The sequence below is a fragment of the Arenibacter algicola genome, assembly GCF_000733925.1.
Taxonomy (GTDB): Bacteria; Bacteroidota; Bacteroidia; order Flavobacteriales; family Flavobacteriaceae; genus Arenibacter; species Arenibacter algicola.
Genome location: NZ_JPOO01000001.1, coordinates 1,001,008 through 1,016,989, shown reverse-complemented (window position 1 = coordinate 1,016,989; position 15,982 = coordinate 1,001,008). Strand labels below are relative to the sequence as shown.

Here is a 15,982-nt window from a genome sequence, read left to right as displayed (position 1 = left end):
ACTTAGCAGTTTATTATGTAAATATGTATTTCTGATTACCCCGAGCATGGCTGTACTACTATTTCCTAAATACCTATATTCATCAAATATATTTAACAGTTAAAAATCATTAAAATAAGGTACCATGAAAGTAGAGGCCGTTATAAAACAAGGTCATGGAGTTGCCTCTTGGAAGGCAAAAGACCCTCGCTATCCCAAAGGAACCTTAAAAGCCCAATCCCAACATTTTTCACAAAAGGGTTTGGACTTAAGTCCATACTTTTTAGGGACCATTAATTTGGACATTGCACCTTTTTCTTTTAAAATATTACATCCAAAACATTTTTTTGAGAATATAAATTGGTCCCGATTTATCCCACCGGAAAATTTTTATTTTTTTGATGTTTCCCTCCATATAAATGAAAATAGCTATAAAGGTTTAATCTATATGCCAGATCCTGCCACCAAGGCAGAACATTTTCAAAACCCAACCATATTGGAGCTAATACTTCCAAAAATTGATGGATTGAACTATGGAGACGCCGTAACAATTGAGGTAGCTGATGAGCAGATCGAATTAAAAAAAAACCTTGAAAAACCTGACCAAAAGTAGTACTTAACGGCTATGGTCTGCTATAGCTATAGCAATGAAGATGAGCTAAGGCTATTTGTTTCCAATCCCGACCTCCCCTTTTGCGCTTCATGGTACTTACACCTTTGTTCAAAATGACATTGAAAAATGTGGAAAATAACTATCTTAGATTATTAGACCTGGATAAACATTAATCAGGTAAAGTAATTTTAAATATGGGGCCGTATAAAACGTTTGAAACAGAAAGGTTAATCATAAAACCCACCTTAGAAGAGGACGCTGCATTTATTTTTGAGCTGTTCAATAGTCCCAAATGGCTTAGGAACATTGGAGACAGAAATATCACCTCACCAGACATGGCAAAAGAGTATATCCTAACTAAAATGCAGCCACAACTGGAACGACTTGGATTTTCCAATTATACCCTCATAAGAAAAACGGACAAGGTAAAAATTGGATGTTGTGGATTATATGATAGGGAGGGATTGGAAGGCATCGATATTGGTTTTGCCTTTTTACCGGAATATGAAGGAAAAGGTTATGCTTATGAAGCTGCCGACAAATTAAAAAATGTTGCCTTCAACGAATTAGGTCTCCATGCCATTAGTGCCATCACCTCCAAACACAATGTTTCCTCCCAAAGACTTTTGGAAAAACTTGGTCTGGCATTAGCGGGAACAACAATACTTCCTAACAATGATGAAGAATTGCTCGTATATAAAATTGAAAAATAACTTTTCTCAATCACTGCCAAAAACTTATTTGACGCCAATAGAAATTTGTGAGGTGGCCGCATTGAAGTTACTCAATGAACCTATTTTGCACCTAAAGTTATAGGCTAAGTGGGTAAGGACGGGAACTTAGAATGATTTGCCTTTACCAAATCAGTTTACCCGCTTAAACAATAATAATCGCACATCCATAACTTCCTCCCCAGGTATTTTTAGCGCTTTGAGTACTAAGTTGCCCCTACCCTTTTTCAAGGTTATTTTCCCCAGGTCCATTGGAATAAAGTCCTTGGTATAGGATTCAATTCTGGGGTCACGATCCCGTTCTGCCCCAACTAGTGGTGGATCATGTGCTGTGGTTATGGTTGCCTTTAAGGAACTTTCCCCTAAGCGCAATTCAAATTCGGATCCTAAGTCCTGTTCTTTAACTGTATAATAAAGTTCTACTTCAAATTCCCCATCGGCCAAAACCTCCACATCCCAGCTGATGCTATCCTTTGTACTTATCCAATTTGTAAAAAAGGTATCGTTGGGATGCCTGTTACTCCGGTCTATATTACCATGAGCAACCCCGTCCCTGGCAGGAATCTGGGTGTACACATAATCAGGATGGCCCAAAGTAAAAGGCCGATCCTCTGTCGCTTTGGATTTTGGCATTACTTCTTGCAGCCAGTCTCTTTTTAATTGTTTCAAAGAATCTGTGAGTTGTGGCAGTTTCCCTGAAAGGTCTGTGGTCTGTCCCCCGTCCATCTCCATATCATAGAGACTGTCTTTACTGTCCAAGCGATATTTTTGCGTTCTTATACTTGTACCACTATTCCAATGGTTATAGACCACCCTAGCATCCCAGGACGGGCTATTGTCCATCAATAGCGGCTTTAAGCTTTTACCGTCCAAAGGTTTCATTGTATTCTCCTCAATTTGGGCCAAATCGGATAAGGTGGGCAATATATCTATGGAACTTGCTATTTCTGAAATATGCTTTCCTTTAGGTAGTTTGTCCTTCCATTGCATGACCAAGGGGGATCGTACCCCACCCTCATCGGTAGATCCCTTTCTGCCACGCATTCCGGCATTCCAACGCCATCCGTTAGGCCCGTTGTCCGACAAGTATATTACCAGCGTATTTTCTTCCAGTTCCAAGTCCCTTAGTCTATCGATAACCCTGCCCACATTGTAATCAATATTTTCCACCATGGCCAGGGCCGCCCTGGTAAAGTTCTCGTTCTCCTCTTCCTCCCCATGATATTTCAAAGCAAGTTCCCTGTCCTTAAACCTATTCCAATATTCATCCGGCACCTGCATGGGGCTATGGGGCGTGTTATATGGAAGGTACAAGAAAAAGGGTCTCTCCTTATTCCTGTCCATAAAATCCAAGCCTTTGTTGGTAAGATCGTCAATGATAAAGCCGTCTCCCTTTACAATTTCCCCATTGTGCTCCAACATGGGACTGAAATAATTGCCCCAATGTCCGGAACAAAAGCCATAAAAATCATCAAATCCCCTGGCATTGGGATGGTAAGGAGGTTGCATGCCATTATGCCATTTTCCGTAAGCAGCTGTGGCATATCCAGCCTGTTTAAAAACTTCCGCAAGGGTGGTTTCATCCAAATTTAGACGTTCACCACCTGAAGAAGTGGAATAGACCCCTACCATCGGAAAATAACGGCCGGTCAAAAGTTCGGCCCTAGTGGGAGAACATACCGGGCTTACGTAAAAATGATCAAAAGTGACCCCGTTATTGGCAATGGCATCTATATTCGGGGTTGCCAAATTGGTATTCCCGGAAATCCCAAGATCTCCCCAGCCTTGGTCATCGGCCAAGATGAGAACAATATTGGGTTTTTCGTTGCGCGGGGCATTGGAAGTGGATTCAGGTTCTGTCTTTTCTTTACAAGAAAGTGATAATCCCAATATGGCCAGGACCAAACACTTCACTAAAATATTCTTCATTTGGTAGTTATTTAATTGGTTGGATTTTGGAAGTATAAGATAAGGAATCCAATCAATTTATATATAAATTCCCTTTTAACCTGAATTTGAAAGGATTTCCCAATATTTTCATTGATTCCATACTTAAGGCCATTTGGACCGCGCGTAAATTTCGAGACTTTGCATTAGCCAAATCAAGGGATCGTTTAGTGAAAGAATTCTTTCACTAAACGAATATTATTAACCAAAAATAGTTGAATTTAGAGCTCACCTAAAAAGGGTATATCAACAGGATGAAAGATTTCTTTGAACACCTCAGACACGAATTTGAATTGCCATTGGAAAATCCGGTGCTGATATTCTCTTTAATCCTTTTTATTATTCTGTTATCGCCCATTCTGCTAAGAAAACTAAATATTCCCGGAATAATAGGTTTAATTATTTCCGGTGTGGTAATCGGGCCATTTGGACTAAATATTCTCGAAAAAAATTCGGCCATTGATCTATTTTCAACCATTGGCCTCTTATATATCATGTTCATTGCAGGTCTGGAACTGGACATGAACGAGTTTAAGTCCAATAAAAACAAAAGTCTTGTGTTTGGAGTTTTTACCTTCATTTTTCCGTTGGCCATCGGTTTCCCGGTCTGCTATTTCTTTCTGGAATACGACTTTAATGCCAGTTTCCTTACTTCCAGTATGTTCGCTACCCATACACTGGTGGCATATCCTATAGTAAGCAAATTAGGAGTGTCGAAAAACCAGGCTGTAGCCATTACCGTGGGTGGCACCATATTAACGGACACGGCCGTACTAATCATTCTGGCGGTTATTATGGGAAACAGCCAGGGGAATCTGAATATGGCCTTTTGGATTCGCTTGGGAATTTCTTTATCTATTTTTTCCGCTATTATGTTCCTAATAATTCCAAGGATTGCCAATTGGTTTTTTCGTAAACTGGAAAGTGAAAAACACTCCCACTATATCTTTGTACTTTCCATGGTATTTTTTGCTGCATTCTTGGCCGAATTAGCAGGGGTTGAGCCGATTATCGGAGCATTTGTCGCAGGATTGGCCCTTAATAAACTCATTCCCCATTCTTCTGCCTTGATGAATAGGATACAATTTATAGGCAATTCCTTATTTATTCCTTTTTTCTTGATAAGTGTAGGAATGTTGGTCGATATTAGTGTAATTCTAAATGGGCAAACCGCACTTATTGTAGCCGCAACACTTTCAATTGTAGCACTTTTTGGCAAATGGTTTGCAGCTTTGGTAACTCAACTTGCTTTTAAATACACCAAAACCCAACGTCAGCTTATTTTTGGATTGAGCAGTTCCCATGCCGCTGCCACACTTGCGGTAATTTTAGTAGGATATAAAGCGCAAATTCTAGATGAAAATATCCTGAACGGAACCATTATACTTATCCTAATTACCTGTGTTGTTGCCTCCTTTGCTACGGAAAAAGCCGCTAAAAAACTTGTGATTGAGACAGAGGACGATAGCTCAGGACCAATGAAAGTAAATGGATTGAATAACGAGCACATTTTATTGCCCATTGCCAATATTGGGAGCATGGAAAAATTGCTCGAATTTTCGATTTTTATCAAAGGGAAAAAATCGGCCAACCCCTTATCGGTTCTCTCCGTGGTATCCAATAATGAGGAAGCTGAAAACAATATTCTAAAAGCCAGAAAAAAACTGGAAGAATTCGTAGAACAGGCATCAGCAACGGAAACAAAAGTAAGTATCATTACCACAATCGACCATAACGCCGCCAGTGGAATATCCCGTATTGCTAAAGAAATAATGGCAGACATCATTGTTTTGGGCTGGCCAAAACGCACTGGATTTATAGAGAAACTTATAGGGGAAAAAGTGGACAGTATAATAAGCAACACCGATAAAACTACGATTATATGCCATTTTAAAAAGCCATTGGTGTCCCATAGAAGAATTGTAATTGCGGCCCCTCCCTTAACCGAACATGAGAACGGCTTTGAACTTTGGTTTACAAAAATGGCAAAATTGGCTCAAGAATTAAGTATCCCAATTCAACTATACTGCAATGAATCCACCTCGAAATCCATTAAAAAACTGATCAAGGATTCTAAATTGTCAGCTTCAGTTACAACCAGTCAATTTAGTGATTGGGAAGATTTCCCGGATCTCTCCAAAAGCGTAAGGGAAAATGATTTATTTGTTTTGGTTTCTGCCCGTGAAGGTGCGGCATCTTATATGGTTATGCTCGAAAACCTTCCGTCCAAAATGGAAAAACATTTCCCTAATAATAGTCGGCTTATTATATACCCTCAGCAGTTCGTACAACAACTTGGGAGCAAGCGCTATGATCAGATCAACCCTGAACCAATCCACAAAGGAATAGAAACCATACAGAAGATTGGCAAGGGCATTGGCAATATTTTTAAAAAGGATAACAGGGAATAATCTGCAGGAAGTATTTCTATAACCTAGCTGTTTGCCCAAGTAGCATGGAGGGCCTAAAAACCAAGGAGAAATCTAGGAACAATATAATACAGGATTATTGGACGGGCTGCATCATTCCCCAAAGTTCCGCCAGCATATAATGCACACCAGCCTGCAACTGATTTTCACACCCTAATGGAACATCTAAGAACAAAAGCCAAAATGAAGAATAACCTTATAAGATACCTATAATTTCTGTTACATATCACTAGGTCAAATAACCCCATCCATTAAACACTTTGCAATTAGTTCAGGGGTATTCTTACAACCAGATTTTCTTAGGATATTTTTTTTGTGTGTATTAATAGTGTGGGGCGAAACGAAGAGTTGTTGAGCTATCTCTACAAACTTTTTGCCCTCTGCCAATTTTTTTATGATTTCTATTTCACGTTTGGAATATAATGTCTGTTTAACCTTGCTACTGGGATTAAAAATACTTTTTGGACAGATGTTGTAAAAAGACGGCCTATTAATCCCAATAAAGGACACTTTTTGGTGGAATGGTATATTCAGATAAGATATATCTGTATGTATGCCCAATACTTGCAGAATTTTACCGTCCTCAGTAGCACTAATAGCCTTAACCTGATGCAAAATGGTCCTATAAGATCCGTCCTTATGTATCATCCTAAACATATAGACTATCTTATATAATAAGATATCTTCTTTTGAAATTCTATTGAGGGCAAAATCGAACGCCAAAGCTTCCTTTTCATGCATTTTAGAGAGGTCCTCGGGATGCATTAAGGCAAACACCTTTTCCATGGTAAAATCCTCTGGGGCTATTCCCAAAACCTCCCTTGTCCCTTCATTTACGAGTTCCATTTTTAAACTTTCAAAGTTTAGAATGTAGTAATAGAAGGGTCCAACGGAAAACAGGAACGAGATTTGATCTATTATTTCTGAGATTAGTACTTTTTTGTTTGGACTCAATATTTTGTTTTGAGATTCCCATACTCTTAATACCTGTTCAATATCTTTTTCTAACATATTATCGGGGGATAACGCTGTATTAAAGATATGTTAAAATACCCAATCTTAGGTATTTCACATCGATGTTTTAGTAAATATCTTCGTTGAAAAAAAAATTTCAATCCACAATTCAAAATAACCCATGACTTTCAACTGACCTTTTGTAACAATTGAGCTAACAAAGTATTTTCCTTAACATTTAAAAAACAAATAAAGAGAAGAAAAATCAAATACAAAACCAACCTAAACCCCCATTTCAGAATAGCGCCAAATTATAAAAACCATTAATACATTTGACATGAAAAAGATTATATTAAGTTTAGTTCTATTCTCGGCTACAACACTTACAGTATTGTCCCAATATTATCAAGGATTTGAAAATGATAATTTTAACGGACTTCATGGTGTCCTAATAAACCCAGCCAATATTGTTGATTCTAGGATCAAATCAGAGATCAATATCTTTTCAACTCAAATCCAAATTGGAACAGATTATACCCCACTAACACCGGATAACTTTATTAATATTATAAACGAAGATTCCTTTACCGTATTCCCCAAGGACGATAATGAATTACTTTTAAATCTGGAATTGTTCGGCCCTTCCTTTATGTTTAACCTTACCAAAAAAAGCAGTATAGGTTTGCTGTCAAGGGTCCGTATTTACAACAACTCAAGAAATTTAAATGCTAAATTATATGAGGATTTAACATCGGGTTTTGATGATGAGGATTTTGATTTTAACATGAAGAATTTAGACCAAACATTACATGCTTGGGGAGAAATCGGTCTTACGTATGGCAGGATTTTAACTGACAAGGATAATAATTTCTTAAAGGCAGGAATAACACTTAAATATCTCTTGGGGGGAGGCGTGGTTCAAGCCACTTCCAATTCTTTTTCTGGAGATTATGTATATAATGAAAATGACCCTCCTCAATCCTTGATCAATCTTAGTGGCGATCTTTCCTATATGATGAGCTATAATGAAGATGAAGACCCATTTAGTTCCATTACACCAGGCTTTGGAACCGATATAGGACTAATTTATGAATACCGTCCAGAATCGACAAGAACAATAGCAGAAGACAGAAATGGTAAAGGTTTTAACAAGTATAAATTGAAAATAGGAGTGGCTATTTTAGATATCGGCCATATCACCTACAAAGACCAAGAACAAACAGATTATACCCTAAATGGCTCGGTTACGGCCGAGGAAGGGGAGAACGACATAGGGCAAGCCTTGGAAGATAATTATCCGGGAACAACCACCGTAAAAGACATAAAGGTCAGCCTGCCTACCGCTTTACAAATAAACATAGATTACAGGATAACCCATCGTGTATACGCTAGTGTTAACTACAATACCTCCTTATTGGAGGCCGATAAACCTTATAATAACATAGGACAGAATATCCTTAGTATTTCTCCAAGATATGAAACTAGGTTCTTTAGTCTGTATCTCCCTGTAAGTTTCAGTGAATTGGGCGGTACGGCCATTGGTACGGGTTTCAGATTGGGGCCACTGGTAATTGGCTCTGGCACAATCCTATCTACACTCTTTTCAGATAATGCCAAGTCGGCCAACATTTATGCCGGTTTAAAGGTTCCAATCTATCAAAAAAGAAAGTCAAAATTGGAAAATGACACTCTTACTCCAGGTACTGTAAATTAAATTATTAATACAATTAAACTCTAATTTATGAAAAACTACCTTTCGGCTATTATATTGGCTCTTGTAGCTCTTAGCTTATATTCATGTTGTACGGATTGTCGTGAAGAAATAGAAGAATCAAATGAAATACCAGATGAAATTATTGTTAAAAATCCGGAACTACCCCCTGTTACTACAAGTACAACGCTCACAATTAATGGCACATCCAATCTAGATTTTTCAAAGTTGACTGCCATAACCATAGGCGGAACATCCAAAGTCAACGCTGATGGGAGTTTTCAAGTGGTACAGGAAGCCAATGAAATAGAGATTTTACCGTTGATCTTTATGAAAGAAGGCGAAATAATGTTGGGGTATTATCCGAAATCGCCAACCAATAATGTCACTAATATTGATGAAATTCTGTTGTTCTATTTCTCCTTAAATCCAGAAATATCCAAATACGGTCACACCCATGAAGTACTTTTAAGTTTAATAAAAAGTAACCCAAAGTATGTTGAATTAAAAGACCTTTTGACCACTTCCCTAAACGCCAATACACCCCCCTTAAAAAATATGGCATTTGTGGACCTCTTAAAGGAATCTGGCAATACAATGGTTACCAACAAAAAAACTTCTAAAAATAGTGAAACACCCTTAGAATTTAAATTCTCTTACACCAGGACAGGTAAAATAGAATGGCCAATTAGTCTACCCATCTATACCTCATTGGTTGTTGGAGTTAAAAATATAGATAATCAAGACAACGAACTTGGTCCTTATATGATCAACTCCAAAGGAATGATAGACAACCCTACTTCATTAACTGGATATATTTATGACACATTTTTCGATGGATACCGAAATAATATAAATTCGGTTCAGCTTATTGATGAAGGTTATTATCATCTACACTTCTCCGTTGGCAATAATTACGGAATATCTGAAACAATAAATAAAGCCTATGCCAAAAACTTGGCAAACTTGAACATCAACTTACTTGTAACTTCCTTTCCCATTGGTTTAAAATCCCTTTTAAATGGAGAGTGCGGGAACCTTATCAAAGATTTGACCAAATCCAATTATTATTCCCTAACTGATGAGACCAATTTCTCCAATTATATAATATCCCGTCACGATAACTTATACAGTGGGATCCAAAATTGCATGCCAGAGGCAAAATGGAATTACTTTAACGCCATACGTTTAATAGCTACCAACTTAAATATAGATGAATATTCATTGGAACTATATCATATATTAAAAGATTATAATGCCTTTAATAGGTCAGACAACTATTTAAGACTTAATTATTTTGATCAAATGACCTTTGGTGAACTTGTCTCCACTTACGGAAATGACCCCTATCTTGGTTGGTACTATGGCGTGGCCAACTCACCTTATACAGTCAATGACACCATAAAAGAAACCATACAAAAATGGAATATACTTCGTGAACCCAGTTTAACCACCATAGAGAAACAAACCTCTTATACCCCTATAAAGGACCTCACATTTGATATTAGGAAAGAGTTTGGAGATGCAACCGTGGATGCAAGCAAGGTGACCACCAACAGTGAAGGCTGGCTAAGTTTTACTTTTATAAATGGCAGTAGTCACATTAACGGCAATGATAACAATCCAGATTCCTATTTTTTAATTGAACCTTCCTTTGCAAAAAAGAAAAAAGAACCAGTTCTAGGCCAATATCCGAAGGAAATTCGCATGCAACTGGATTCTCTGGAATACTACAAGAATTATATTCCAGGAAATTGGACAAATACCTTATACTATCAGGATGGCCGAATTGAACAGTACAAAGTTACCTTAGAAAGTCCTTACCCAGCACAGGGCTCTACTCAATATGGTCCAGGTACCATAACCGAATGGACGCATGATGATGGTACTGTTCAGGTATTTTCTATGACAACTCAATATGTACTTAGTGGAGATATAGAATCAGGATACCACATTAATTTTGGAAATGGGGGAGGGAGAATTTATCGCCAAAAAATATCAAATATTAATAATGGAGGAATGATGGTGAAAGATTAAATCCAGATTTAAAGGATAGTGTTCAATTTATATACAAATTAATATCAACCTAGAAATGGTATTAAAATAAATGAAAGTTGGCTGCTCTTATTGATTCATAATCATCTTAAAAAGACGCCATTTACTGGCTATTTCTTTTAAGATGATTGTTTTTTTAAATTTTATTTGTGATACCAAAACAAAACCTGTCTAAATGAAACCTTTAACCATCCTTCTATTGTCTTTTACCTTACTTAATTGTGCCGAAGACGACCCCATCTCAAAACATGAAAACCCAGATACAAGTCCCACAGCAGCCTTAATGAAGGAAGAAGTAAAACAAATTCTTATCTCTGGAAATTCCGATAACGAAATAAGAACCATATGGAAACCCTCTAGTGCACAACTTACAAATGAATCAGGAAAAATTGATGTTAGTAATACCCCAAATATAGAAGATGACGAATTTATTTTCTTACTTGGAAGCCAGGATGGGGAGGTGAAAATTATATGGAAACCTCGTAACCATGTCAATATCAATGCAACTTCACAAGATGGAGCTTTGCTTGACTTTTATGCGCCCCCGATAGAACTTACTACAGAATTAGATAATACCAGTCCTAAAATACTGAAATTCGAGGATGAAGATGGAGAAATTGTAGTAGAGGTAATTTCTGAAGTTGAAGTAAATTTACAGGTGCGCAGAAAAGAAAATAGCACCAATCTCTCGGGTAAACCAAAATTCCATTCTAGATGGAGTGGGTGGCGTCCATGGTGCTATACCTGTTATATGAATTATCAATTAACACCGATTCCCATAGAAAATACTGTAAATAGCATCCCTACATCTATGCAGTTTTCTCAATTGGTTGCCATAGATGGAAGTGATCTATTATTTGGTGCTCCCGGTTTCACATCTTCCCTAGCCACAAACAAATTATATTGGTCCTACAGAACGAATGATAATAACCTATTGGAAATATTAAAAAGCTACAATCTTGGTAATAGGGAGATAGAAACCTGTTCGTCTGACATAAATTCATTTGTTTCCAAGCAGCTGCATATTATCGAAGGCGAAATAAAGGTAATCAGTGGGCTTCACGTCAATACCTATCCTACTGATTTAAATCCTGCGGGTGCAGACCCCAGTTGTTCTCCCGATTCCTATGAACACGGTCTCAGGCTAAGTAGGTTTGGTAGTGCGGTACTGGACAACAGCCTTTACATATTCGGGGGAGACCTTAATGAGACCAATTCAGATAAGATCTATAAGTATGATGATGTTAATAAGAGTCTTACAGTCATTGGCACTCTACCATCACAAAAGTCATGGGCCAATGGTGAAATTGTGGATTCAAAGCTCTATGTTTTTGGTGGTCAGGCGCAATTTTCAAACACTCCTTCGGAAGATATAATTTATGTTTATGATTTTGATACTGCATCAACCAAAATTTTCAACTTACCTAGGACTGTTGACAGAACCTATGCAGCGAGAAAAGACAACCTGATTTACGTCGCCGGCCAAATTGACAATACCGAATATGATATATTCTTTGGAGTTTTTAACACTACGGATAATACATTTTCTGAAATACCCACAAACTTGGACATGTCAGGCAATAAAACAATTCACCAGTTAACAGTTCTGAACAAAACCTTATATATTATTTACGGTGGAGCAGATGAAAATGGCATTGAATCGTTTGGCATTTACGAGGCAGCATTATAGTTCTGCATTTTATATGCTACCATAGTTAAGAAAATTGAGAAACCGTTAAAAAACAAAGTACTTAGGAATATTTTTATTTAAAAATATAGTTTTGGTGCTTTCCTCCTTATTATAAAGACGTGAGACCCACCTTCAAAGAAGAAAGGGAATTTAAACGGAGCTAGCCGTAATCTGTCTCCCTGATTGATTAGGTATTTTCACAATATATCTATAAGCTAGAATACATCAGAAGAAAAAGTGATACATAAAATTGTGCCTCGCTCAACTAATCAAGAAAAGGCGAAAATTGAACAGGTAACCAAATCGGGATTGGCTGCGCCCATCCCTCAAAGCTCCGCTTTGAAAACCACAAAAAGTTGCACTTCGCTATACTTCAAAAAAGAAGCGAGCTTCAACTAGATCCAACAATTTTCCAGACCCATATGAAAGACTAGGGATTGGCTGCGCCCATCCCTCAAAGCTCCGCTTTGAAAACCACAAAAAGTTGCACTTCGCTATACTTCAAAAAAAAAGCGAGCTTCATTTTTGAAACTCGCTAGCACAACCACTTTTTTGTGGTTTATCCGTGACCCCGGAGGGATTCAAACCCCCAACCCTCAGAGCCGAAATCTGATGCGCTATTCAGTTGCGCCACGGGGCCTCACGTTTATATTTCTCCATCGCCTTCCCGCAGCAGATTTTAGATACTTTTCTCTATTTCTTGCCGCTAGCCTAGTTTCGTAATCCTCCGTCAGGACTACTTCCCAAGGGACATAGGCTTTGGTCGATTTTGTCTTTCCAGAATTATGCTGTTTTAAACGAACTTCAATGTTATCCGTAATCCCAACATAATATCTTTCAAAACTACTACTATATATTACATAGACCTTATACATTTCCTATAAAATCCGATGCGCCCCGCCCGAACGTGCCAACCAATATCCAACACACCTACCCTACCAAGTTCGGGCACGGGCGGGTATTCAGTTGCGCCACGGGGCCTTATATTTAATTTTCTCCAACGTCTACCTGCAGCCGATTTTAGATACTTTTCTCGCTCTCTAGCTGCCAACCTGTTTTCGTAATCCTCCGTCAGGATTACCTCCCAAGGTACATAAGCCTTGGTCGATTTTGTCTTTCCTGAATTATGCTGTTTGATTCGAACTTCTATATTATCCGTAATCCCAACATAATATCTTTCAAAACTACTACTATATATTACATAGACCTTATACATTCTCTATAAAATCTGATGCGCCCCGCCCGAACGTGCCAATGATTATTCAATTACAACTACCCTACCACGTTCGGGCACGGGCGGGTATTCAGTTGCGCCACGGGGCCATTATTTAGTTATCAGTGGGCAGTAACAGTAGGCAGTTTTATAAACAAATACACTATGCACTGCAACTGACTACATTTACATTAAATTCTTTTTTACAATAGTAGATATCGTCTTCCCATCTGCCTGTCCGGCCAATTCCTGGGAAACAATCCCCATTACCTTGCCCATATCCTTCATCCCTGATGCCCCAACGGCATCTATGGTCTGCACCACTACCTTTTCTATCTCTTCCTCTGTCAATTGCTCCGGAAGGAACTTTTCGATGATCACTGCCTGCGCCAATTCAGGCTCTGCCAAATCCTCACGTCCCTGCTCCTTATAGATGGCCGCGCTATCCTTGCGCTGCTTTACTAATTTTTGAACCAACTTTACTTCATCTTCCTCGGACAGTTCCGTTCCCGGGCCTGTTTCGGTCTGTGCCAACAATAAGGCCGATTTTATAGCTCGCAACGACTCCAATGCCACCGTATCCTTGGCCTTCATTGCCGCCTTCATATCTTCCATTACCCTCTGCTGTAAACCCATATCTTTTTTTTAGCCCTGCGAAGATAAAAATAAACCCGAAAATAAAAGCTATTTTCGGGTCTAAACTTTAGGATTTATAGTTCCGTGAACAGTACTAATCTACATTGTCATGTAAATAAGAGTTGTTGGAACGCAATTGAATATCGTCATTACTATCCTCACTTAAGCTTGTTCTGGAAACTTTGCTTTCCTTAGGGTTCTCATTTAAGTTTATCCCTTGTCTTTTGTAAGCCGGTTGCTTGGATATTTCGTCCAAATTACTAAGGCTATTCTGGAATTTATAATTAAAGTCCTTCAGTTTCCTTCTGCGTTCGTCCGCGCGTTCCTTTAACAGGATTTCAATTGGGGTATTAATGGGATCTTCGTCCTCCACATTCACCCTCTGCGGGTTCGATTCCTGTTTTGCAATGGTACGCTTTTCAAATATCAATTCGTCCTCAACAATACGGGGCTCAAACTCCTCAGCCTTGGATTTGGCTCCGGTAAGTTTCTTTTCCAACTCCATATAATCGTCCAAACTATAACGCTTTTCACCGTTCTTGTTGTACTCTAGGACAGGAATTACTTCTACGTGGTCTTTCACCTCAAAATCCCTTACCTCTTCATCCAGATCGAAGGTTATAATATGTTGCGCCTCTTCTTCCTCTTCTACAGGCTTTTTCGCCAAAGGCATATCAAAACTGAACTCGAACTGATCTTCTTCCTCCACCTTGTTGGATACTACCCGTGGATCAACAACTTCTATATCCTTGATCTCATCGGAAGCATTGATAATAATAAAATCGTCCTGAACATTTTCTGCAACTACTTCTTCATAGAACACATTAAAATTCCTGATGAAATTAGTAGTAGGTATCAAATCCATTTTTGGCTCCTCCTGCACGGGGTTGCGCTTCACCGGAGTCATCTTAATTTCCTCTTCTTCGACCAACTGATGAACAACATTCTTTGGAGTAAGGTTATGCTCCGCGCGTTGCTCATCTTCTAACGTATGAATGATTTTTTTGGACTCCGTATTTACTATATCATCCTGTTGATCTATATTAAAACCCGTGGCAATAACCGTAACTGCGATTGCCTCGCCCAGTCCCTCATCTTCACCGACCCCCATAATGATGTTGGCCCCAAAACCAGCCTCATTTTGAATATGGTCATTAATCTCACCTATTTCATCTATCGTAATTTCCTGAGCACCGGAAACGATAAGTAACAGTACATTCTTTGCCCCAGTAATCTTGTTGTCGTTCAGTAAGGGGGAATCCAAAGCCTTCATTATGGCCTCATGTGCCCTTGAAGAACCCGAAGATATGGCCGATCCCATTATAGCCGTCCCACTACTGCTCAATACAGTCTTGGCGTCACGTAAATCTATGTTCTGAGTATAGTGATGTGTAATAACTTCTGCAATACCACGAGCGGCAGTAGCCAATACTTCATCCGCTTTGGAAAAACCAGCTTTGAAACCCAAATTGCCATATACCTCCCTTAATTTATTGTTATTGATAACAATCAAGGAGTCTACATTGGCACGTAATTTTTCTATTCCCAACTGAGCCTGTTGGCAACGCATTTTACCTTCAAATTGAAAAGGCATAGTAACGATCCCCACCGTAAGAACATCCATTTCCTTTGCCATTTTAGCAATGACAGGGGCAGCACCAGTACCTGTTCCCCCGCCCATACCGGCAGTAATAAAGATCATCTTTGTGGTAGTATCAAGCATTTGCTTGATCTCTTCCATACTTTCAATAGCGGCCTGCTCCCCTACTTCAGGATTGGCACCAGCGCCCAATCCTTCCGTCAACGAAACCCCCAATTGTATCTTATTGGGCACGGGACTATTTTGAAGTGCTTGGGAATCGGTATTGCAAATCACAAAATCCACACCATTGATACCGGCCTGGAACATGTGATTTATGGCGTTGCTACCGCCACCACCAACACCTATGACTTTAATTACGTTACTCTGATTTTTGGGCAAATCAAAGGATATACTTTCAAATTCAGTGTTCTTGCTCATATTT

At 38.7% G+C, this 15,982-nt stretch carries 12 protein-coding genes and 1 tRNA gene; 6 read left to right on the top strand and 7 right to left on the bottom strand.

Features of this window, described 5'->3' with window-relative positions; genetic code table 11:
• Positions 1-124 precede the first annotated feature (124 nt).
• Together U735_RS0104355 and U735_RS0104350 are read left to right on the top strand one after the other, a co-directional pair.
• Positions 125-592 (top strand): hypothetical protein, encoded by a 468-nt coding sequence (locus tag U735_RS0104355; protein WP_031442654.1) that lies wholly within the window; start codon positions 125-127, stop codon positions 590-592.
• Between the two features lie 194 nt (positions 593-786).
• On the top strand, positions 787-1,305 hold the full coding sequence (locus U735_RS0104350) for a GNAT family N-acetyltransferase (RefSeq protein ID WP_031442653.1): 519 nt from the start codon (positions 787-789) through the stop codon (positions 1,303-1,305).
• A 150-nt stretch (positions 1,306-1,455) separates the two neighbouring features.
• Here the strand turns inward: U735_RS0104350 and U735_RS0104345 are convergent, their stop codons facing one another.
• Complete coding sequence (locus U735_RS0104345) at positions 1,456-3,252, bottom strand: arylsulfatase (RefSeq protein ID WP_034248007.1); 1,797 nt, start codon at positions 3,250-3,252, stop codon at positions 1,456-1,458.
• A gap of 272 nt (positions 3,253-3,524) precedes the next feature.
• Between U735_RS0104345 and U735_RS0104340 the strand changes: the two genes are divergently transcribed.
• Entirely contained in the window at positions 3,525-5,681 is a 2,157-nt protein-coding gene (locus U735_RS0104340) for a cation:proton antiporter (protein WP_031442651.1), read from the top strand.
• A gap of 252 nt (positions 5,682-5,933) precedes the next feature.
• On the opposite strand, the gene U735_RS24895 is transcribed toward U735_RS0104340, so the two are convergent.
• On the bottom strand, positions 5,934-6,710 hold the full coding sequence (locus U735_RS24895) for a LuxR C-terminal-related transcriptional regulator (RefSeq protein WP_051891866.1): 777 nt from the start codon (positions 6,708-6,710) through the stop codon (positions 5,934-5,936).
• A gap of 280 nt (positions 6,711-6,990) precedes the next feature.
• Between U735_RS24895 and U735_RS0104330 the strand changes: the two genes are divergently transcribed.
• From U735_RS0104330 to U735_RS0104320, 3 genes are all read left to right on the top strand, one after another.
• Positions 6,991-8,367 (top strand): DUF5723 family protein, encoded by a 1,377-nt coding sequence (locus tag U735_RS0104330; protein ID WP_051891865.1) that lies wholly within the window; start codon positions 6,991-6,993, stop codon positions 8,365-8,367.
• Between the two features lie 27 nt (positions 8,368-8,394).
• A complete protein-coding gene (locus tag U735_RS0104325) occupies positions 8,395-10,401 on the top strand; it encodes a hypothetical protein (RefSeq protein WP_031442648.1) in 2,007 nt (668 codons plus the stop codon).
• 193 nt (positions 10,402-10,594) lie between these two features.
• Positions 10,595-12,109 (top strand): Kelch repeat-containing protein, encoded by a 1,515-nt coding sequence (locus U735_RS0104320; protein ID WP_031442647.1) that lies wholly within the window; start codon positions 10,595-10,597, stop codon positions 12,107-12,109.
• A 566-nt stretch (positions 12,110-12,675) separates the two neighbouring features.
• Here the strand turns inward: U735_RS0104320 and U735_RS0104315 are convergent.
• The 5 genes from U735_RS0104315 to ftsZ all read right to left on the bottom strand — a co-directional run bounded on the left by U735_RS0104315 (position 12,676) and on the right by ftsZ (position 15,978).
• Positions 12,676-12,749 (bottom strand) — tRNA-Arg (locus U735_RS0104315).
• The gene (locus U735_RS24890) at positions 12,727-12,984 is read right to left on the bottom strand and encodes a GIY-YIG nuclease family protein (RefSeq protein ID WP_051891985.1); all 258 of its coding nucleotides are present in this window, start codon (positions 12,982-12,984) and stop codon (positions 12,727-12,729) included. Before U735_RS24890 ends, U735_RS0104315 begins: the two co-directional genes overlap by 23 nt.
• The gene (locus U735_RS25215; RefSeq protein ID WP_069858619.1) at positions 12,966-13,325 is read right to left on the bottom strand and encodes a GIY-YIG nuclease family protein; all 360 of its coding nucleotides are present in this window, start codon (positions 13,323-13,325) and stop codon (positions 12,966-12,968) included. The genes U735_RS24890 and U735_RS25215 overlap by 19 nt, the downstream gene beginning before the upstream one ends.
• A gap of 183 nt (positions 13,326-13,508) precedes the next feature.
• Positions 13,509-13,958 carry a GatB/YqeY domain-containing protein gene (locus U735_RS0104305; protein WP_031442645.1) on the bottom strand — a complete coding sequence of 150 codons (450 nt, stop codon included), beginning with the start codon at positions 13,956-13,958 and terminating at the stop codon, positions 13,509-13,511.
• A gap of 94 nt (positions 13,959-14,052) precedes the next feature.
• Positions 14,053-15,978, bottom strand: a complete 1,926-nt coding sequence (gene ftsZ / locus U735_RS0104300) for a cell division protein FtsZ (protein ID WP_031442644.1) — start codon at positions 15,976-15,978, stop codon at positions 14,053-14,055.
• Positions 15,979-15,982 lie beyond the last annotated feature (4 nt).